The sequence below is a fragment of the Arsenophonus sp. PmNCSU2021_1 genome (assembly GCF_036919435.1).
GTDB lineage: Bacteria > Pseudomonadota > Gammaproteobacteria > Enterobacterales > Enterobacteriaceae > Arsenophonus > Arsenophonus nilaparvatae.
This window is the reverse complement of record NZ_JAZHPL010000007.1, coordinates 84,661-105,444: the sequence shown is the minus strand read 5'-3', so window position 1 is coordinate 105,444 and position 20,784 is coordinate 84,661. Positions and strand designations below refer to the sequence as shown.

Genomic DNA, 20,784 nt, shown 5'->3' with positions numbered 1-20,784 from the left:
AATGATGTCGAGTGGAACGGTAACAGCTGCATATATCGTGGCGGCCATCTTATTTATTTTCAGCCTGGCAGGTTTGTCTCGTCACGAAAGTTCTAAGCGGGGTAATATATTAGGTATTACCGGAATGGCAATCGCTTTAATTGCAACAATCTTAGGTCCCGATGCGCATAATATTGGCTGGATTATTATTGCAATGGTTATTGGTGGACTTATTGGGGTGCGTTTAGCAAATAAAGTCGCCATGACTGAGATGCCCGAATTGGTTGCTATTTTACATAGTTTTGTCGGTTTGGCTGCTGTTTTAGTTGGTTTTAATAGCTTTATTGCTCACGATGTATTCTCAGATAGGATCATGGAGAATATTCATCTGACAGAAATTTTCCTGGGTATTTTTATTGGGGCGGTAACATTTACTGGTTCAATTGTTGCTTATGGTAAATTATGCGGCAAAATAGCGTCTAAACCCTTAATGCTTCCTAATCGTCATAAACTTAATTTATTGGCGTTATTAATTTCATTTATTTTGCTATTTATTTTCGTAAAAACGACAGCTACTGGTTTGCAAGTATTTGTCTTATTAATGATGACCATCATTGCGTTAGCATTTGGCTGGCACCTAGTTTCCTCAATTGGTGGTGCAGATATGCCGGTTGTGGTATCAATGCTAAACTCTTATTCAGGATGGGCCGCTGCTGCTGCAGGCTTTATGCTAAGTAACGACTTGCTAATTGTTACTGGCGCGCTAGTGGGTTCTTCAGGTGCTATTTTATCTTATATTATATGTAAAGCCATGAATCGCTCATTTATTAGTGTTATAGCCGGCGGGTTTGGCACGGACGGGATATTAGTCGATGATGAACATAGCTTGGGAAATTATCGGGAAACTACAGCGGATGAAGTAGCTGAGTTGTTAAAAAACTCCCATTCGGTAATTATTGCTCCCGGTTATGGTATGGCGGTGGCTCAAGCTCAATACCCGATTCACGATATTACGGCAAAATTACGCGAAAAAGGGATTAATGTTCGCTTTGCGATCCATCCTGTTGCCGGACGCCTGCCTGGTCATATGAATGTATTATTAGCTGAAGCGAAAGTACCTTACGACATCGTGTTGGAGCTCGATGAAATAAATGATGATTTTGCTAATACAGACACGGTATTAGTGATCGGGGCAAATGATACCGTTAACCCAGCCGCACAAGATGATCCCAATAGCCCAATAGCGGGAATGCCCGTCCTGGAGGTTTGGAAAGCGCAAAATGTTATTGTATTTAAACGCTCAATGAATACCGGTTATGCAGGCGTTCAGAATCCGTTATTTTTTAAGGAAAATACCCAAATGCTTTTCGGTGATGCCAAAGTTAGCGTAGAAGCTATTTTGCGCGCTTTATAAGTTTTTACTAATAATGGCCCTATTTGAATGGGCCATTGGGTCGTTAATTATTTGCTGGATTTATTGGACAGACAAAACCATCCGGCTTAATGGCCAATAAATCACATTTTAACTTATCAATGATCTGTTCAGCAGTATTGCCTAAAAACGCCGCTGAAATACCTGTTCTGCCTAAAATACCCAATACAACAATACCTGCATGTAATTCGTCACAGGTTTCAGGAATTTTTTTCTCAGCGGCCCCTTCAACAACATGGGTATATTTTTCATCAATGGTAAATTTTTGCCTTAATTTTTTCATTGCAACAAGATGCTGTGCCTGCAGAGCCTGATTATAGATATTTGGATCAAAATCTGGTAATTCAATAGCGATATTTATTGGCGCGACAGGGTAGGCACTAACGAGATGAATATGTGGATTTTTAACAATCTGATGGCTGATATTTTCCGTTTCCTTGATGAGTTTAATATTAAGTTTATCGTGATAGGATTCTTCATTAGATAAATTAACTGCAACAACAATAGCGCCATCATTAGGCCATACTTTATCTTTTACCATCCAGACTGGGCAAGGGCATTTACGAAGTAGATGCCTATCAAGGGAAGTGAATATCATGGCATCAAAACGATCATTTTGATGCGCCATTTTTAATAATAAATCATGTTTGTCAGCAATAACTTCTTGAATAATCGCTTCATATGGTTTGTTATGCCATATTACTTTAATTTCAATATCAATACCGGCTTCTAAATAGTAGTGTGCTTGCTGTTTTATCCATACTTTTCGCTGACTAATAACGCCTTTGCGCATAGCATTGCGTTCTCCAGGGGATAATAAGGTTGTCATATCATAAGAGAGATCATAGATGGGCAAGAAAGCCTTAATGCGTCCACCATTGCGTTGTACTATATATACAGCACGTCGAAGTGCAGGTTGGTCATCCTGATTTGGATAAATAGCAACTAACAGATTACGGTAATTAGCCATAATGGTTCCTCTTAGAGGCTAGGCAACATTTATATCACTAAATATAAACCAATATGAGTTGGGATAATAGATAGTAACATAGCCAAATCACAAAAAAATAATATGTTAATGTGATCTGACTTGCATTTATATTGTTGTTTAGGCTGAGGTTTTACCTTCAATTTGGGTCAGCTTATACATATCATTAATTGTAATATATTTACCTTTAACGCTGAGAGTATTATTTTTTTGGAAGCGACCTAACAGACGACTAATTGTTTCAACGGTTAATCCAAGATAATTACCAATATCACCTCGAGTCATTGTTAGGCGGAATTCTTTAGCTGAAAAACCACGTTGAGCAAAACCGAGTGACAGATTATAAATAAAAGCAGCTAATCTTTCTTCAGCATTTTTTTTCGAAAGCAGTAATATCATTTCTTGATCATCTTTAATTTCACTGCTCATTAACCTCATTATTTGCTGTCGCAAATTAGGCATTTTACCGGAAAGATCGTCTAGTGTTTCAAAAGGTATTTCACAAACCATTGAAGTTTCAAGAGCTTAGGCAAAACTTAAGTGTTTATGATTGATAATAGCATCAAAACCTACAAGATCACCTGCTAAATGAAAACCGGTAATTTGTTCATCACCTTCCTCGGTAAAATGGTATAGCTTTTTATGGTACCAGATCTAATGGCATACAGTGATTTTAACTCATCACCTGCTTTAAATAGAGTCTGTCCTTTTTGGATTGGTTTTTTACGTTCAATAATATTATCGAGTTGATCCAGTTCATGTTCATTCAATGTGAATGGAATACAAAGCTGGCTAATACTGCAGTCCTGGCAATGGATAGCGCAGCCACCAGACTGGATTCGGCGAACAACGCGTTTTTCTGGGATCAGATTACTTGACTCATTATGATAAGAAATATTGATTTTAGTCAATTTTAACACATATTCTAAGCTTGAGTAAAAGAATTAATAATTAGTTATATTGTTATTTAACTAATATTATCAATATATGCAGTTCACTTGACAGTCATTTATTTTACTTAAACTAATTGTATAACTTATAGAAAAGTAAAAATAAAATCAAATTTTGTCTAATAATATATTAAATTTTAATTAGTTTTAAAAATGTTATTATTTTTCACTTTAAACTTTATTTATTTGTTTTTAGTAAAATTTATTTTCTAATAATATTACTTAATAAAGTTTTTTATTATAAAACATATTGATATCGATAGATTTTATTAATCAATATATGATTAAAACCGACGTTTTTTTAAATTTTATCAATTAATAACTTATAGAAATAGTTTTATTGGTTTTTTATTATTTTTTTATAGAAAATAGCTAAGCATGTAGTGAAGAGTGAAAGGTTGGCAATTAGGCATTGCTATTATCATCGTGTTGCAGATTCACGAGTTTCGCACGGGCATATAAAATTCTAGAAATGGCTTCAGAACAATAATTAATCTGTAACTTGCTAAGACGTATAAATTTACTTAAATTACAATAAGTTATTTTTAATTTATGAGATTTTTTCTATTTATATATTATGCTGAATTAAACTTAAAGATAGAGCGTTTATTTATTGGTGCGAAACTCGTGAGATTAACAACTGCTATGCTGCAATGCTGTTTTTTTCTTCTGCGCAAACAATATCATGTCCATTCTCAGAGCGGCAACACTGGTCTGGTAATTTTGATCCTTCGATTAGTACACGAGTTTCGCACCAATAAATAAACGCTCTATCTTTAAGTTTAATTCAGCATAATATATAAATAGAAAAAATCTTATAAATCAAAAGCAACTTATTGTAATTTAATAAAATTTATGTGTTTTAGTAACTTGAAGATTAATCATCGATTTTAAGCCATTTCTAGTATTTTATACGCCTGTGCGAAACTCGTGTAGTAATGAAAAAGACATTTTTAGTCAAAAAAAAGGCTAATGCCAACTTTCCATACTAACCAAAAAACGCAAATAAATCCCATGTCAATGAAATGTTATATAAGTTATTTCATTGATATTAAAAACCAATATAATCTGCTATCCAGTTTAACAATAAATAATATATGTAACTCGGTAAGTGACGCCGTCACTAAAAGGAGTTTAAAACAACAAAAAAATAATATAAATGATAAGTTGAACGGCAATTTTATTACTACCAATAGCACAAAGAAATTTTATTTTAATAATTTAAGCCAGTTTTCTAGTCACAAAGAATTAAATAGAATGAAAAATTTTGATGCTATGGAGATTGAATTTAATATAAATTATAAAATAAATCATAGAGTTAGTTTTGGGACGAGATTTCTTAATGAAATAGATGGTATTAATTATAAATTAACTGAATTTGATTTAATTGCGCAGTGGTATTTCTAATCAAACTATTGTTTTATTTTTCTATTTTACCAAAATATTATATTAAATATTGGTTAAATTATTAGAGGAAAATTTTACGGCTCTCAAGTACAATAATTAGTTGATTGACTCAGCAATGGAGTTATTATTGAATGCCGCACCTCATAGACCCTTTACCAAAAACGATGCTTGCTATTGAAATTATTGAACCTGGCGGGCCGGAAAAGCTTAGTCCCACCCAATTACCACTAATAAAACCACCAAAATCACATTTACTTGTTAAAGTTGCCGCCGCGGGTGTCAATCGTCCTGATATTTTTCAGCGTATGGGGGTTTATCCACCACCAACGGATGCATCTCCAATAGCAGGATTAGAAATTGCCGGTCAGGTAGTTAGTGTTGGAGAAGGTTGTCAGCGTTGGAAAAAAGGCGATAAAGTTTGTGCTTTAGTTGCCGGTGGAGGATATGCTGAATATTGTCTGGTACATGAAGCAATCGCTTTACCTGTTGGTGATCTTAGTTATATCGAAGCGGCGGCATTGCCAGAAAACTTTTTTACTGTTTGGGCTAATGTTTTCCAAATTGGTCAACTCAAAAAAAATGAAACTGTTCTCGTTCATGGTGGCACCTCTGGTATTGGTAGTGTTACCATCATGTTAGCAAAAATTTTTGGTGCTAAAGTATTTACTACTGTTGGTTCAGTGGAAAAAATGAAGGTGGCATCTTCTTTAGGTGCTGATAAAGTTATTAACTATATGACAGAAGATTTTGCTGAAAAAATAGCTGAATATACCCAAAATAAAGAGGTCGATATGGTGGTTGATCTGATTGGTGGCGATTATGTTAATAAAAATTATCAAATTGCCGCTAAACATGGCCGTATCATTCAAGTTGGTATGATGCGTGGGGCACCTCAGCAGTTAAATTTAATGCCATTAATGGTTAAACAATTAGTTCATACTGGTTCAACAATGCGAGCAAGAACTTTAGCGGAAAAAATAGCGATTGCAACAGCGTTAGAAAATAAGGTTTGGCCGCTGATTAATTCAGGTAAGATAAAACCCATTATTGCTAAAACTTATCCATTAGAACAAGCAGAAAAAGCGCATCGTTTTATGGAGTCAGGAGCTTTAATTGGTAAATTAGTATTAGTTAATGAACACTTTTAATATTGGTATTTTAAGCATTATTTTCACTTTATTGAGAGCTACTCTGTAGTTAAAAATTTATGGTTAAATTATATGAATAAACAGTCTAATTACCTGAAATTAGTTCTAATATTATTACCTTTACCAGCTTTAGCCTATGATGAACAAGCTTCGTTAGAACAGTATCCAACTAAAGATATTGTGGTTTATTTCAAGCAAGCACAACAAAAAGGTTTAACTGGCATTGCTCAAAAAAGTAAGTCGGTCTATGCGCGACTTGCTGCGCCGGGTGAAATTATTAAGACAATCATTAAAGGTGTTGGAACTGAGGTAATATCGTCGCCCGCCGAGGAGGGTGATTGGGTGGTGGAAAATATTTGTCCTGCCACAGGTAATGAGCAATATTTGGTTGAAAAAGCAAAATTTCACCAGTATTATGATGATCCTGTTACCGTATCAAGTAAGCCCAATTATTTACGTTTTATTCCGACCGGTAAAATGATGAATTATTTTATTGTACCTGAAACCGAATCGGCGTTTACCTTTATTAATAGCTGCGGAAAAAAGCAATTATTGCGTGCCGGTGACATTGTTATTCAACCTGTTAGCCAGCCTCAAAGTTTTTATCATGTGCCAAAGCAGTCATTTTTAATATTCTGGTCACTGCACATAAATCGTCTAATAACTTTGCCAGTAATTAGTCATGTCTGCGCTGGCGCTTATCATGTTCTAATTGATATTCTTAAAGTTAATCTGATGCATTATTTCTCAAATCAAAATCGATTTATTCATCGGTTTTTTATATTATATTTATTTACAATAGGTAATACCTATTGAATTAATAGTAAAAAGGAATTAGACGTAATACTTTTATGTTTATATATTAAATACCTATCAAATAGAAGGGAGCAGCAAAATGTCTTTGGTTAATACAGAAATTAAACCTTTTCAAAATACCGCTTTTAAAGATGGAAAATTTATCGATATATCTGAAAAAGATATTAAAGGCAAATGGAGCATTTTTTTCTTTTATCCTGCTGATTTTACCTTTGTTTGCCCAACTGAATTAGGTGATTTAGCTGATCACTATGACGAGTTTCAAAAACTAGGCGTCGAAATTTATTCTGTTTCAACGGATACCCATTTTACTCATAAAGAGTGGCATAGTCATTCAGACACGATTGGTAAAATTAAATATACCATGATTGGCGATCCTAGTTGGACATTAACGCGTAATTTTGAAGTGATGCGCAAATATCAAGAAAATGATGAACAAAAAGAATTAGGATTGGCAGATCGTGGCACATTTATTGTTGATCCAAAAGGTATTATCCAGGCAGTTGAAATTACTGCGGAAGGTATTGGGCGTGATGCATCCGATTTATTACGTAAAATTAAAGCGGCGCAATATGTAGCAAGCCATCCAGGGGAAGTATGTCCAGCTAAATGGAAAGAAGGGGAAGCAACCTTATCACCTTCACTCGATTTGGTAGGAAAAATTTAATTAAAATTTTTTGTGAATAATTTTACTGTGTTCGGGTGCATTAGCACCCGTTTTTTTCGGGGATAAAGCAATGCTTGATAGCAACATGAAATCTCAACTTAAACTATATTTAGAAAAATTAACCCAGCCAGTTGAGTTGATAGCAACCTTAGATGATAGTGAAAAATCTACCGAGATAAGCACATTATTACAGGACATTAGTACACTGTCAGATAAAATAACTTTTAATAAAGACAATAATCTAACAGTACGTAAACCCTCGTTTTTAATTACTAATCCAGGTAAAGATAGCGGATTACGGCTTGCCATTATTGCAAGTTGGCGGCCATCCAGCGAAAGAAGCGGTAGAATTGTTAGATCAGATCCGTCAATTAGAGGGAAAGTTTCATTTTGAAACCTATTATTCATTGTCATGTCATAATTGCCCGGATGTAATTCAAGCTTTAAATCTAATGGCGGTCTTGAATCCTAATATTACGCATACTGCCATCGATGGCCCTATTTTTCAGTCTGAAGTTCAGCAACGGAATATTATGGCAGTGCCTGCTGTGTTTCTAAATGGCAAAGAGAGTTTGGGCAGGGGCGGATGACTTTAAGTGACATTGTCACTAAAATTGATGTTAATGCTGAAAAAAATACTGTCCAAAAATTAAATCAGCAACTGCCTTATGATGTCTTGATTGTTGGTAGCGGACCGGCCGGTGCTTCAGCCGCTATTTATGCGGCTCGTAAAGGTATTCGTACCGGTATTATCGGCGAACGCTTTGGTGGGCAGGTCTTAGATACTATTGATATTGAAAATTATATTTCTGTGTCAAAAACCGAAGGACCCAAATTAGCTACTGCACTACGTGGCCATGTCAATGATTATGATATTGATATTATTGACTCACAAATGGTAGCAAAATTCATTCCCGCCGATGCGGCTGATAAGTTGCATAAAATTGCAACAGTATCGGGTGCTACTTTGCGTTCCCGCAGCATTATTATTGCCACAGGGGCTAAATGGCGTGATATGAATGTGCCAGGCGAAAAAGAATATCGTACCAAAGGAGTAACTTATTGCCCCCATTGCGATGGGCCATTATTTAAGGGTAAACGAGTTGCTGTGATTGGTGGAGGTAATTCTGGCGTTGAAGCCGCGATTGATCTTGCCGGAGTTGTTGAGCATGTTACTTTATTAGAATTTGCTCCAGAAATGAGAGCCGACGCAGTATTGCAACAGAAACTAGCGAGTTTAAGTAACGTGGATATTATTTTGCAGGCTGAAACCCTCGAAGTCAAAGGGGATGGTATCAAAATGACTGGCTTACAATATAAAAATCGGCAGGATGGTTCAATCCATGATTTAGAGGTTGCTGGAACTTTTGTCCAAATTGGTTTACTACCTAATACCCATTGGTTAGATGGCGTAATTGCACGTAATGCAATCGGTGAAATCAAGGTTGATGAAAAAGGTGAGACCAATATAAAAGGTATCTTTGCTGCCGGCGATTGCACAACTGTGCCTTATAAACAGATCATCATTGCGGCAGGAGAAGGGGCGAAGGCATCACTTAGCGCTAGCCACTATCTGATGAATGTAATGGAATAAACAGTTATTTATATTGATAACGATATATCGACTAAATTTAACGATTGCCCCCTCGATGAGGGGGCTTTTTTTATTAAGTGTTTCATTAGCATTTAGCTTTAATAGCATTATCGCCAGGCGGGAGGAATAATTTTTTTAAACGTGTCATTACCACGAGTTTCGCACAAAACTAATTTGGGTACGCTAATAAAACACGGATTTGCTCAGTAATAGCACTTTTGATTACGTCCCAATTTTGTTGATAAAGGGTTATTTTTTCAGATATACGACGTTTATGTTGTTCAAACCACGCAGAAATAGCGAGAAAAATATGATTTCTTTGCGCTCGGCTCGTGCGAGCCTGACAGCGTTCAATACCACAGTTTTGTTTAACTTCTCGATGATAAACTTCAACAGACCAACGGGCATCCATGATAGATTTGAGGTATTGACGGGTGGGATTCTCTTTGTTTGTTACTATGTAATCAATACGGCCGTTTTTGGCTGTAAATTTGAAAACGGTTACCCAACCATATCCTCGCAAGTGTATTGACGTTCCTTCTTCTGAGATGTCTAACTTGTTCAGTTGTTTGTTATGGTTAACAATCCTATTTTTCCTCAGCGTGGTTACCCAGATCCAACCATGAGAGCGAATTGATTTCAGGTTATCCAGGCTAGAATACCAAGCATCCATCACTACGGCTTCTGGCATGATCCCTCTTTTTTTAGCAAGAGTGAGCATTTCGGAAAAGTGCGTGTTTTTTGTTTTTCCATCAGAATCTTTATCATAAATACGATAATTGATAGGAATTGATTCAACCTTCGTCAGATCATGCCAAAGCAAATTAACTAAACCTATGCCAGCAATAACCTCATGTTCATTACCTGAATATTGATAATGGACCATCTCTATTTTTTTACTACGTGTTTTGGCAATCAATGTATCATCGGCAATTAGTACGCAAGGGCTTTTTTTGTCTATAGAAGGTTCAACTAATCGCCATAGGTCTTTAGGTCTAAAACATCTACTTTTTAGCCATCGGCTAACAGTGTCATGAGATAAAGGCGATGGGCTTACTTCTGATAACGCTAAACCAGAGTATCTTAAACTGCTTACTTGTAAGAATGTTTTATAGATATCTTTAATACATGGATAACCCGACAAAATATGAACACCCTGATTTTTTCTTGTTTTTAAATTTATACTTCTTTTTTGGAGATTGCGAAACTCGTGATTACAATGCTGTCTTGCGTAAATAGTCATATTGTCAGATAAAATATTGGTACAAGTGGAATTGTTTGTTACTCCGATTCCGAGTGTCAACGATCACCGAAAACTGATCCACTTTTTAGCTAAATCCGATCAATCAAAATTGATCCACTTTTACTCAGTCATTGCTCCTGAGCGCCGCTTATCTTTCAACCGATAGCTTTCACCGCTTAATTGCAGTACATGCGAATGATGAAGTAAACGATCAAGCATAGCGGCAGTTAATGTTGCGTCATCAGCAAAAGCATTTGGCCATTGCCCAAATGATAAGTTACTCGTCAATATGACACTGCCATGCTCATAACGCTTGGTAATCACATTGAAAAACAGGTTTGCTTCTTCTCGCCCAAACGACAGGTATCCAATCTCATCGATAATCAACAATTTCGGGGCCATCACCGAACGTGATAGATATTGTTTGAGCTTATTTTGTCGTTTGGCAGTTGAGAGTTGCAACATCAGTTCAGCTGCCGTGGTAAAGCGGGTTTTCTTCTTGGCCTGTACTGCTTTTAATCCTAACCCAATAGCTAAATGCGTTTTGCCTACACCGCTTGGGCCAAGCAACACGACATTTTCATTACGTTCAATAAACGTTAATGCGCTTAATTCCTGTATGTGTTGTTTGGGGATCCCCGTTGCAAACTTAAAATCGAACGTATTAAGTTCTTTATGTGCTGGGAATCCTGCCATCCGACTCAAAAGATTACGGGTTCGTTCATCTCGTTGTTGTTGCTCACATTTTAATAGGCACAGTAAAAACTCTCCGTAGCTTTTGTCTTGGGCAATGCATTGTTCGGCAAGTGATGACCAATGAGTCGGAATAGAATTTAATTTCAATGACTCACACAGGTGTTCAATTTGTTCATGCAATAACATGTTCACCTCCCAGCAATGCTTCGTATACGCTGATTGAGTGTTGCAAACTGACAGATTCAAGGGGCGGTACGATACGGATATTAAGCGTATCAGTCTGCGGGATAGATTGGCAAACCCTTGCTGGTAAGGGTAGAAGATACTTAACTTCCTTAGCTAGTCTATCTGCTGGCTTCTCTAACGTTGTTCCATGAATCCGCTGATGGGCAACGCGTTGTAACCAGGGCCCCACTCTTGCATTAGCTATCTCAATATCCAGTTCAAGATTATGAGCACGAAGGTCGGTATTTAATGGTACGATAAAGCTGTTTTTTAAATAGAGGTTAAAGCGCTCTACTTTCCCTTTAGTTTTTGCCCTGTAGGGCTTGCAAGCACACAATTTAAACCCGTAATCTTTCGACATTTGAAGCATTTCGACATGTAATTTATGTTCACCTTCTGCATAAGCATCCCGTTCGATGATGAGGGATTTTGCGTTATCACACAATATTTCCTGTGGTACACCACCAAAATAGTCGAAAGCTTCTCGTAAACCTTGTTGCCAGGATTCTGCTCGTTCATTATCAAAGAACTTTACATAACTCGCACGCGAATAGCCTAGCGTTGCACCAAACGCTTTTAGTGATTTTTTACCTCGCCGGATGCTGGTGAAGTCGATTTGCATTTGTTGACCTGGCTGTGTTTCAAAACGGACGACAGCTTCGGGAACAATGCTTGGTTTAAATTGACAAACAAATCGGCGTAATTGAGCAATACCGCCTTGATAGCCGCTTTCAACTACTTCATCAAATAAGACTGTTGCAGGGATCCAATCAGGTTTAGCCAGTTCAATTCGATGAAGCAAATAAGGTTTAAAGGGTGCTAATTTAGTCGGTTGTTGACTTCTTTTAGCATAAGTTGGCATTGTCTGTTGTTGTAAATGATGTTTTACGGTGTTACGGGATATGCCCAATTCACGGGCAATTTTTCGAAGGCTTTGTCCTTGTGCAAAGCGAACATGAATATCCACAAATATCTCCTTGGTTAACATAAATTATCCGTACAAAAATGTGCGAATAATACCAAGTGGATCAGTTTTAGATGATCGTTAGTGGATCAGTTTTGCATGATCGGTGACACCGAGTAATTGTTTCTTCCATTCAGCAAACCTATCAGATAGTAAAGAGGGATCAATTTGATGGGCTTTTTCCATTAAAGCGTAGGCATAATATCTAAGTATTATTGGGGAGTTAACTTCGGTACCAAAGAATACCTTACTTGTATACCGGCTAAAAACAGTGGCTAATGAGAACAGATGTTCCGCTTTTTCTCTATTGGTACTAGATGTTAAATGAAATAAATTGATAATTTGGTCATAATTTTGCTCTTTTAATCGATACTCTTCGGCATCTATCACACGAGAAAATATTTTATTTAATTCCTGTTGAACAATATCATCTACTAGCTTGGTGTTATGGCTCTTGGAATTAAGCGCATCAAGAAATAGTGGCTTAAAGCGTTCACCTAAATCCAGTGTTTCAATCAGCTTATGCAATGGGGCCTGATAATGCCCATCTTTGAAGGGAATTGAGAACAGCGGAAATTCTTGTTGATAACATTATGTCAGATTGTATTCAGTCGGGCTTAAACATTTACCATCCTGAAAAAGAACGATGTTATCCCATTTAGTGTCCTGCTTAGGGTGTAGCATGTTATTGAGAATATTTTCAGAAACGATTAACGTTCTTCCTGGTTTTGTCGGTGATAAAAGTAGGTAATTTGCTGCATGTTTATCTGCCCAATCGGCATTGGCTTCATAATCACCAAAAACACCTTTAATTTCCTCTTGTTTGACTAGTTCACGAGTTTCGCACAGGCCTATAAAATTCTAGAAATGGCTTAAAAGTAATGATTAATCTGCAAGTTACTGAAATGCATAAATTTAATTAATTTACAATAAGTTATATTTAATTTATAAGGTTTTATCTATTTACATATTATGCTGAATTAAACTTAAAAATAGAGCGTTTTTTTATTGGTGCGAAACTCGTGTAGCTGCTGAATTTTTGGCAAGTTTAAATATTTTTCATATAGGCTATCGATTGTGATCCCATTTACTATATTAATCCCTTGAGTTCTGGCTGTCAGTAAGGCGGATATAAAGGTATTATTAAGTTCCTTGGATGCCATCAGTTGCGGCTGTTGGTTGAAATAATTGAGCAAGTCATTAGCCATGCCAGCTTGTTGTTCCAATGTCCTTAGCATGTTTGATGGATTGTTTTTTTGCTGCTCACTCATTAGTTGATTCACAAAGGTGCTAATGTTCTTATCGGTAGTAAACGGGGTTTTTATAAAAATGTTTAGTAGTGGTAGAGTAACTTGTTTTAGATCAACATTAGATGCTTTTAATGAACTGATTAACTGCCAAGCCAACTTGATTTTTAATTCATTATATCTATCGTCAATACTTCCGATACTGGTTAATAGACTACCTTGATAATTGAAGTGATTAAGTTTAGTCTCTAGGTTTCTTGCACTCCAATTGTTAGGGAGCGCTAAAGTTAACGTATTGTTTAAGCTAGCACCAGCAAAATTAGTGTTATTAATATCGAGCTTTTCTAAAATGGCCGAATGTAAATCAATATTGCTTAAGTCAACATTAGTTAACCTGAGTTCGGGATAAGAAATAAAGAGAAAGTCTTGATATTCAAATAGTTGAATGAGCCTGTTTTGTTAAAATACTCTAACAGTCTGGTTAAAGAGTAGAGCATTGTTAAACAATTATGGAAAATCTTACTGAACTTTATTGCCTGATGGATGATTTTTGCAAAGACTTCGAGCCAAAAATGCATGAATATTTGCTGACTAACGGTACTAAGCGTCGTAGACGGTGAGGGTGTTCATAATTCTGTGTCAGGTGATTTTATATTTTCATTATACCATCCAGGCGACCTTTAAAATAGATGGACAATTGAGCAATGGTTAACGCCCAGTTACTAATCGGCATAGTCCATTTGTTGGATACCTGATTGATGCCAATATAGAGTAATTTCAATAAGCTATTTTCGTTAGGAAACGCCCCTTTAGTCTTGGTTAATTTCCTAAACTGCCGATGAACAGCCTCTACCGCATTGGTGGTATAAATCGGTTTCCTAATGGCTTTAGGGTATCGAAAATAAGCACTGAGCAAATCCCATTTTTTTCGCCAGGATTCTAGCACTATCGGGTATTTTTCACCCCATTTCGTTTCCAGTTCATCAAGGGCAAGCTCAGCCGCCGCTTTAGTATCTGCACGATAAACAAGCTTTAAATCAGCCATAAAGGCTTTTTGGTCTTTACTGGCAATATAACGTAAGCTATTGCGAATTTGATGAACTACGCATAGCTGAACTTCTGTTTGCGGGAAAATGCTGGCTATCGCTTCTGGAAACCCTTTTAATCCGTCAACACAAGCGATTAAAATATCTTGTATACCACGGTTATGTAAGTCAGTCAGAACACTCAGCCAATGATGTGCGCCTTCTGTTTCAGCGATATACAGTCCTAACAATTCCTTATGCCCATCGGTGGTTAATCCAAGTACTGTGTAGATTGCCTTATTGATATAGTGACCATCATGCTTTATCTTATAATGAATGGCATCGAGCCAGACAAAAGGATAGACCGCCTCCAGAGGGCGTTGTTGCCAAGCTTTTAATTCAGGGAGTAATTTGTCAGTAATATTCGTAATAGCGCCATCTGATATTTCCAGTCCATATAATTCTGCAACATGTTTTTGAATATCACCATAACTCATACCTAACGCAAATAACGAGAGGATTTTGTTATCAATATCCTCTGATAATTTTGTCTGATTTTTCTTAATAAGCTGAGGCTCAAAAGCACCTGACCTATCTCTAGGCGTTTTCAGTTCAAATTGACCTGATGTCGATTTAACCGTTTTTCGAGTATAGCCATTTTTACGCGTATCGATTGACGTTGTCAACAGGTAGTGCTCTATTTCTGCCTGTAGGGCAGCTTCGGTAAGCTGTTTTATGAGTGGTGTGAGTATTCCATCCGTACCGAGTAAATTTTTACCTGATTGTAATTGCTTCAACGCTTCATCAAAATTAAATGGTTGATTTCTCATATGTCATACCTCTCTTTTTAGAGTTTAAGATATGACACAGATTTTTGAACACTACCTAGACGGTCTACTCAGCTTTCGTTGGCGGAAATGATGACACTGGTTGTGTTGTTTCATCAACTCCGATTCAGGCAATTCAAGGTATTTTATCTCTATTATGTCCGCTTATATCTCCGGAAGGAATTTCCTAACTTGCCATCCTATTCACGCTGTGTAGAGTTACTTCCGCGTAGTGCCTTAGCGTTAACGGCACTGTTTGAGTCAATTAAGGGAAAATGCACGGGGCTATCGGTTGCCGATTCTACTCCGATAGCGGTGTGTGATAACTTACGGATCCGCAGACATAAAGTCTTCAATGGGATAGCTGAACGGGGAAAAAATTCAACAGGTTGGTTCTTTGGTTTCAAGCTTCATGTAATTATCAATCATTTGGGGGAAATACTCAGTTTTCGACTCACACCAGGAAACACCGATGATCGGAAACCATTGCCTGAGCTGACAAAGGATCTTTCTGGTTGTTTGTACGCAGATAAAGGGTATTTATCGGCTTCACTGAAACAGCAACTCAAAACGATGGGAATTAGCCTTATAACGAATATCAAGAAGAAAATGAAGCCTATTAAACAGACTTGTTTCGACAAAGCCATCTTGCGTCATCGTTCTGTCATTGAAACGGTATTTGATGAGTTAAAAAATCTTTGTCAAATAGAGCATACGCGACATCGCTCTCCGGCTAACTTTGTAGTGAATTTATTAGGCGGACTGGTTGCATATTGTTTAATGCCATCTAAACCAAAGATACCTGTTGCAGGTACGTATCTTCAAGTATAATTGATAATGCTTATCCCGAACTCAGGTTATTAATACGCTTTACGCTAGGCGAATCAACACTACAAGCGATTCCAGCTAATCCACAACCTTTTGGTTTATTTGAATTTTTATATTGATAGAAATAAGACAAAGCAACCCTTGACCAATCATAACACTGTATGATTTTCTTATTAAAATAAGTATAAAATCGATAAGAGTTATTTAATGAATCCGAAATAATGACATCGCCATTCTCTGTTGTATTTATTGTTATAAAAAAGGGATTATCTGGAGATGGCTCAAAATCTGAAATATAGTTTTTTCCATTTATAAAAACATCATACCGACCATCATCTCTTTTCTTACCAGTCGTAGCGACTTTAATTTCATCAAAAACAAAAGCATTTTCATTTATAGTCCCAATACTATGACCCACGCCAGCCCAACTCAACGCGCCGCCAACGGACTTATAAATTGATTTATCACTTATCTTTGATGAAATACGTTTCAACAGTGAACTTGAAATAGAACGGCTTGTGTTACTCACTAAGGATAAGTACACCGCATCATTAGCAGCAATAGCAGAAGCTCTTGTCGCTATTATTCTGGCTAAACCAGCACCAATAGCCGTACGAGCAAGAAGAATAGCCGGATTCGCATAAGAATAATAAACCGGAAAAAATAAAACGATAGCAATCAAATGATAAACACCTATTTTTTTCTTCAAAGAATAGCGATTCATTATCATTGCCTATTATCAATAAGTATTAAATCCCTGTATTACCGCCCAACCACATAATACACCGGTAAAAAAACTCATTAGTTCCCACATAAATACCTCTGAAAAGGGGCAATAAAGCCCCTGTCAGCTAAAACGCATTGAGCATACGAGCAACTTTTTTAATGCCCATAACAACCACAGCAACGCCCATAATTGTCCCCGCCACAGCAACAACGCCCGTAATAATCGGAGCGACATCAATCTTTTTTAATAATCCATCAAGATAATTAGCCGATACAGGCGCATCTTCAGCAAACGCAAAAGAACTTAATGCCATTGTTGCGAAAACGCCCGTTTTTAAATAAGCAGAAGAAATACTATTTGTAATATTCATAAAACACCTACAAATTTAACATTTTAATCATTCGTCCTAATCCGTAACCTAATACATAAAAGATTAAGACAAGCCCTAACCCAGCCCCTAAGATATTTACATTGAATTCTCCTAACGGCGGATTATTTGAAATAACCAAAGATTGAAGCTTAATAACTTCTGTTTTCGGTAATTTCAAAATTACGTCATTACAACTATTTTCATTCCCATCACTATTCATAATGGGATGACATAATTTAGTTGTAATATCGAAATCATCTTCCATACTAGCTACTCTGCTAAATCAAGGAACATTTCAACGTTATACCCAAGTGTCATTTGCCCTGTTTTTTTATCAGGATATCTAAAGGAACGCTCATAACCTGAAATACGACAAACCAGTTCATTGATTTCTGAGTCAATCGCACCCACACGTCGTTTAGAACGAATTTTGACTATAGGCGGTTTAGAATAAGGGTCAGGCGCAGGTAAAATAACCGTGGTATAAACGTGTCCATCATCAGAAGTACTGACACGGGTCACTTTTCCACTAATCACCGTTTGATATAAGGGCAATGCAGCCATAATGGTTCACCTTTTTTGATTTAAGCGTTTGCAACTTGTTTAAATGGATAAATATTATCTTGACGTTCAAAAACACTCACTGGCTCGACATACCAGTCAGGACGTTGTTGAGAAAAATCGATATGGATAACTTTATAAAAAGGAATGACGTTAGATTTATCGCCCGTGAGATTTTGTAATTGTGATTTGCTGAGGCCAATATCGGTTAATAAGGTCAAATAACGCCAAAAAGTAGTTCGTTCTAAAGAATTTAAAACATTAAAATAGCCTTCATTCACTAAACGACGATAAAAACCAAATATCCGTTGCGCTTTAGAGTATGAAATGTTGCCTTTGGACGTGGTAGAATAATAATGCGATTTTAATTGTTCAAAAATATGTTCATCATCATAAATATTCATTTCCATTCCCCTTAGTGCCGTCAGCAAATCATCAAAACTTTTCATCCACAGATCGTAAATTAAATTAGCCCCACCACGTTCATATTGTTGTTAATAAAGACAAAGCGCCGAAAAATTAACCGGAATCGAGTTATCTTTTAAAAAACGTTTTTTTAATCGCCCTTCTAATCTCAACAGGTTATTGGCAAAATCAAGCAGGCGTTTATCATTTAAAATGGCATACTGATTAAGCAATACGTCATCATTAGGATTAGCCCGCAATTTTCTTTGTATTTCACCCAAACGTTTTGCCAGTTCAAGCGCTTTATAATAAATACACAATTCCCTGTGTTTAGAACCACGATTAAAATAAACGGTGGATTCATGATCGTTTGATTTCGTGGCTTTGGTTTGTCCATGACTGATATTCTTAAAATAAGCAATCACCTGTTTACAAATACTTTCCGTTGGTAATCTCACTGATAACGTTGTATGAAGCTCAGAAACTTCGGTATTTGCTACATCTAACAAATTAAAAAGATGCGGCATGGAAACCGCTAGATTAGTCATTAACTCCAAACCACATAACGCAATATTGGTTGAACCAAACACGTTATGCCCCTGTAAGAGCTTGGCAGGTGAAGCCTTAAGATTGACACGCGGGAAAATCAAATGGGTTCCCTGATAAATCTTCATGCCCAGACTGGCAAAATGGGTTGGTAATGATTCAAAAGGATGGGTTAATCCCTGAACAGATAAATCCCCTTTTATCTCAAATTCCACGTCACGAGCAGACAAGCGAATACCGCTTAATTTAGCAATCTGCATAAAATCGATAGAACCACCTCCATGCTCTTTATCACGAGACGTTCTAATCACATACTCATCTTTAAATGGAATCTGCAACTCAAGTAAATCTATCATCGAAACACCATATAAGTAACGATATGATGTCATATATACATCACATAACTCATATATGCAACAAAAAGGCGTTAAAATGACATTAAAGTATTTTAGGAGGTAAAAATGCCTCATTTAGGTGAACGAATTAAAAACATCAGAGGAATGCTAAATCTAAGCCAACAAGATTTAGCAGAAAAAAGTGGTATTTCAAAAACACAAATATCAAGAATCGAAAGCGGAGAACAAAATAATCCACAAATAAGAACTGTTATATCAATATCAACCGCACTAAATCTAACAATAGAAGAATTGATATTTGGAGATGAAAGCACAACAAACAGTTATCTAACACAAGCTATAAACAGGCTGCCAAATGAAGACCAAAAAATGATAAAAAAACTAATAAAAATGTGGGTTCTCACAGCAGAATCAGAAAAACTAGATAAAGAATGATGTAAAATTAATGTTATTATAAATAATTAACAAGGTTAAAAAGTTGCAATTTGCAACAAGAGTACATAATTAAAGAGTCATGCACTCTTGATTGTGTAACATTTAATTAACAAACGGCTGATGTAAATGGAAAAGAAAAAAATAATAAAACAACTAAAAGAACTAGAAATTGAATTTAGAAAAAATAACCCTGACGTCATCGGTTATACCCTGTTTAATACCGTCAATCGACGTTTTGTGACAATGAAAGAAAATGGATTTGGAATGCCTATCTATACGGATAATCTTGAAATAGCTTATTTTGAAGATACAAAATTTCCCGCATTGATAAGTAGAGAATTGTTACCCGAACCTGATAAATTCGATATTGCGGTTGTTCCACTAATCAAAAACCCCCTATTTGGGCTTAGCGTCAAATCAGGCTACCTAGATCGACATAACCGCAGGTTCGCACAATAGCGTTATGTGTAAATGGCCGCCGTCTGCGAGGAGCTATTTTCGCAGACGGCTATTCAACATAACGGCATTGTACATTGTGCGAACCTTAATGGCATTTTACGGAATAATCAAACAACAAACAAAAGCAGATAAAAAATCAATCTGTCGCTAAACGATTCGCTTGTCTTCGACCCTTAAGCCCCTAAGTCGCTTTAGCTACCGTAAAAAGATGGCTTGGTAGGAGGCGCAAGCGCAGGGGTTCCTGCTACCCGATAAGTCCCCCCCTGGCTTCGGCGGTTTTGCAGTCGGTTATCTTTGCGATTTCAATCTGCCGCCTTCCATGTCCTGACGGACATTTTAAAAATATCCGCTATAATTTTAAAGCTGGATGCCCCAATATCTGACCTTGCCATATTTAGGGGAACACACATCCAGCCTCTCCAAGCATAAAAAAAGCCCGCCAAGAAGAAGCGGGCTTCCCTGATGTTGGTGTGATGCGACTCAAAATCAGAAGTGGCGGTATTTCATGATTGATTTTAGAAGTTATGACCTAATACCCAGTCAATATAAAAAATGACAATCAAAGATTGTACCCTACAAAATGTAGGGCACTTTAAAGAGAAAAACGGCTATTTTCTATTTGGCAAGGTGCATTGATAAAACGCGAACAAAACCAAACGGATATGAAACGTCGAAGTAAGGTTACTCAATGAATAAAATTGAAATTTATTCTTAATGTCTTGTAACGTATCTCTTACCACCGGATAAGACACATCACGCGCCCAGGCAATCTCTTTTTTAGTTAATCCTAAAGCATATAACATTGCCGTTTCAAACTGCACAGGCGTTAACTCAGGAAAAAGATTGCGTAACTCCGGATATTGAGTAGGATCGAACACAGTCATATAGA

Annotated in this window: 18 protein-coding genes and 5 pseudogenes; 9 read left to right on the top strand and 14 right to left on the bottom strand. The window is 36.7% G+C overall.

Translation table 11 applies throughout. From position 1 onward, the window contains the following. Positions 1–4 precede the first annotated feature (4 nt). Positions 5–1,393, top strand: coding sequence for a Re/Si-specific NAD(P)(+) transhydrogenase subunit beta (gene pntB / locus V3224_RS17975; RefSeq protein WP_334472151.1), 1,389 nt, complete (start codon positions 5–7; stop codon positions 1,391–1,393). 43 nt (positions 1,394–1,436) lie between these two features. Here pntB and uspE read toward each other — a convergent pair whose 3' ends face one another. Together uspE and V3224_RS17965 are read right to left on the bottom strand one after the other, a co-directional pair. After that, positions 1,437–2,381, bottom strand: coding sequence for a universal stress protein UspE (uspE, locus tag V3224_RS17970; protein ID WP_334472150.1), 945 nt, complete (start codon positions 2,379–2,381; stop codon positions 1,437–1,439). A gap of 138 nt (positions 2,382–2,519) precedes the next feature. Then, positions 2,520–3,268 (bottom strand): annotated as a pseudogene (locus V3224_RS17965) (FNR family transcription factor). 1,619 nt (positions 3,269–4,887) lie between these two features. Here V3224_RS17965 and V3224_RS17960 point away from each other — a divergent pair. The 4 genes and pseudogenes from V3224_RS17960 to ahpF all read left to right on the top strand — a co-directional run bounded on the left by V3224_RS17960 (position 4,888) and on the right by ahpF (position 8,981). Then, positions 4,888–5,904 (top strand): NAD(P)H-quinone oxidoreductase, encoded by a 1,017-nt coding sequence (locus V3224_RS17960; RefSeq protein WP_334472149.1) that lies wholly within the window; start codon positions 4,888–4,890, stop codon positions 5,902–5,904. A 72-nt stretch (positions 5,905–5,976) separates the two neighbouring features. Beyond that, positions 5,977–6,720 (top strand): hypothetical protein, encoded by a 744-nt coding sequence (locus tag V3224_RS17955; RefSeq protein ID WP_334472148.1) that lies wholly within the window; start codon positions 5,977–5,979, stop codon positions 6,718–6,720. Positions 6,721–6,799: 79 nt separating this feature from the next. Beyond that, a complete protein-coding gene (ahpC, locus tag V3224_RS17950; RefSeq protein ID WP_032115864.1) occupies positions 6,800–7,387 on the top strand; it encodes an alkyl hydroperoxide reductase subunit C in 588 nt (195 codons plus the stop codon). A gap of 70 nt (positions 7,388–7,457) precedes the next feature. Next, positions 7,458–8,981 (top strand): annotated as a pseudogene (ahpF, locus tag V3224_RS17945) (alkyl hydroperoxide reductase subunit F). Between the two features lie 169 nt (positions 8,982–9,150). Here the strand turns inward: ahpF and V3224_RS17940 are convergent. From V3224_RS17940 to V3224_RS17920, 5 genes are all read right to left on the bottom strand, one after another. After that, entirely contained in the window at positions 9,151–10,125 is a 975-nt protein-coding gene (locus V3224_RS17940; RefSeq protein WP_334468125.1) for an IS701 family transposase, read from the bottom strand. A gap of 219 nt (positions 10,126–10,344) precedes the next feature. Then, the gene (istB, locus tag V3224_RS17935) at positions 10,345–11,106 is read right to left on the bottom strand and encodes an IS21-like element helper ATPase IstB (protein ID WP_334472147.1); all 762 of its coding nucleotides are present in this window, start codon (positions 11,104–11,106) and stop codon (positions 10,345–10,347) included. After that, positions 11,093–12,133 (bottom strand): IS21 family transposase, encoded by a 1,041-nt coding sequence (gene istA / locus V3224_RS17930; RefSeq protein WP_334472146.1) that lies wholly within the window; start codon positions 12,131–12,133, stop codon positions 11,093–11,095. Before istA ends, istB begins: the two co-directional genes overlap by 14 nt. A gap of 57 nt (positions 12,134–12,190) precedes the next feature. Beyond that, on the bottom strand, positions 12,191–12,637 hold the full coding sequence (locus tag V3224_RS17925; protein ID WP_334472145.1) for a hypothetical protein: 447 nt from the start codon (positions 12,635–12,637) through the stop codon (positions 12,191–12,193). A gap of 458 nt (positions 12,638–13,095) precedes the next feature. Then, positions 13,096–13,515, bottom strand: a complete 420-nt coding sequence (locus V3224_RS17920) for a hypothetical protein (protein WP_334472144.1) — start codon at positions 13,513–13,515, stop codon at positions 13,096–13,098. Positions 13,516–13,865: 350 nt separating this feature from the next. Between V3224_RS17920 and V3224_RS30150 the strand changes: the two are divergent. After that, positions 13,866–13,973, top strand: a pseudogene (locus V3224_RS30150) (IS982 family transposase); the annotation flags it as partial. A 32-nt stretch (positions 13,974–14,005) separates the two neighbouring features. Here V3224_RS30150 and V3224_RS17915 read toward each other — a convergent pair. Further along, positions 14,006–15,211, bottom strand: a complete 1,206-nt coding sequence (locus V3224_RS17915) for an IS256 family transposase (protein ID WP_334472143.1) — start codon at positions 15,209–15,211, stop codon at positions 14,006–14,008. Between the two features lie 57 nt (positions 15,212–15,268). Between V3224_RS17915 and V3224_RS17910 the strand changes: the two are divergent. After that, positions 15,269–16,039: pseudogene (locus V3224_RS17910) on the top strand (IS982 family transposase); the annotation flags it as partial. 10 nt (positions 16,040–16,049) lie between these two features. Here V3224_RS17910 and V3224_RS17905 read toward each other — a convergent pair. The 5 genes and pseudogenes from V3224_RS17905 to V3224_RS17885 form a co-directional block, all read right to left on the bottom strand. Further along, the gene (locus V3224_RS17905) at positions 16,050–16,760 is read right to left on the bottom strand and encodes a hypothetical protein (protein WP_334472142.1); all 711 of its coding nucleotides are present in this window, start codon (positions 16,758–16,760) and stop codon (positions 16,050–16,052) included. A 127-nt stretch (positions 16,761–16,887) separates the two neighbouring features. Continuing rightward, positions 16,888–17,133 (bottom strand): hypothetical protein, encoded by a 246-nt coding sequence (locus tag V3224_RS17900; protein WP_135677416.1) that lies wholly within the window; start codon positions 17,131–17,133, stop codon positions 16,888–16,890. Between the two features lie 7 nt (positions 17,134–17,140). Further along, positions 17,141–17,398 carry a hypothetical protein gene (locus V3224_RS17895; RefSeq protein ID WP_334472141.1) on the bottom strand — a complete coding sequence of 86 codons (258 nt, stop codon included), beginning with the start codon at positions 17,396–17,398 and terminating at the stop codon, positions 17,141–17,143. 5 nt (positions 17,399–17,403) lie between these two features. Beyond that, complete coding sequence (locus tag V3224_RS17890) at positions 17,404–17,697, bottom strand: DNA-binding protein G5P (protein ID WP_334472140.1); 294 nt, start codon at positions 17,695–17,697, stop codon at positions 17,404–17,406. Between the two features lie 20 nt (positions 17,698–17,717). After that, positions 17,718–19,001, bottom strand: a pseudogene (locus V3224_RS17885) (phage/plasmid replication protein, II/X family). Between the two features lie 105 nt (positions 19,002–19,106). Here V3224_RS17885 and V3224_RS17880 point away from each other — a divergent pair. Together V3224_RS17880 and V3224_RS17875 are read left to right on the top strand one after the other, a co-directional pair. Further along, positions 19,107–19,436, top strand: coding sequence for a helix-turn-helix domain-containing protein (locus V3224_RS17880; protein WP_334472139.1), 330 nt, complete (start codon positions 19,107–19,109; stop codon positions 19,434–19,436). Between the two features lie 126 nt (positions 19,437–19,562). Continuing rightward, on the top strand, positions 19,563–19,895 hold the full coding sequence (locus V3224_RS17875) for a hypothetical protein (RefSeq protein ID WP_334472138.1): 333 nt from the start codon (positions 19,563–19,565) through the stop codon (positions 19,893–19,895). Between the two features lie 608 nt (positions 19,896–20,503). Here V3224_RS17875 and V3224_RS17870 read toward each other — a convergent pair. Beyond that, entirely contained in the window at positions 20,504–20,779 is a 276-nt protein-coding gene (locus V3224_RS17870) for a helix-turn-helix transcriptional regulator (protein ID WP_334472137.1), read from the bottom strand. Positions 20,780–20,784: the final 5 nt, after the last annotated feature.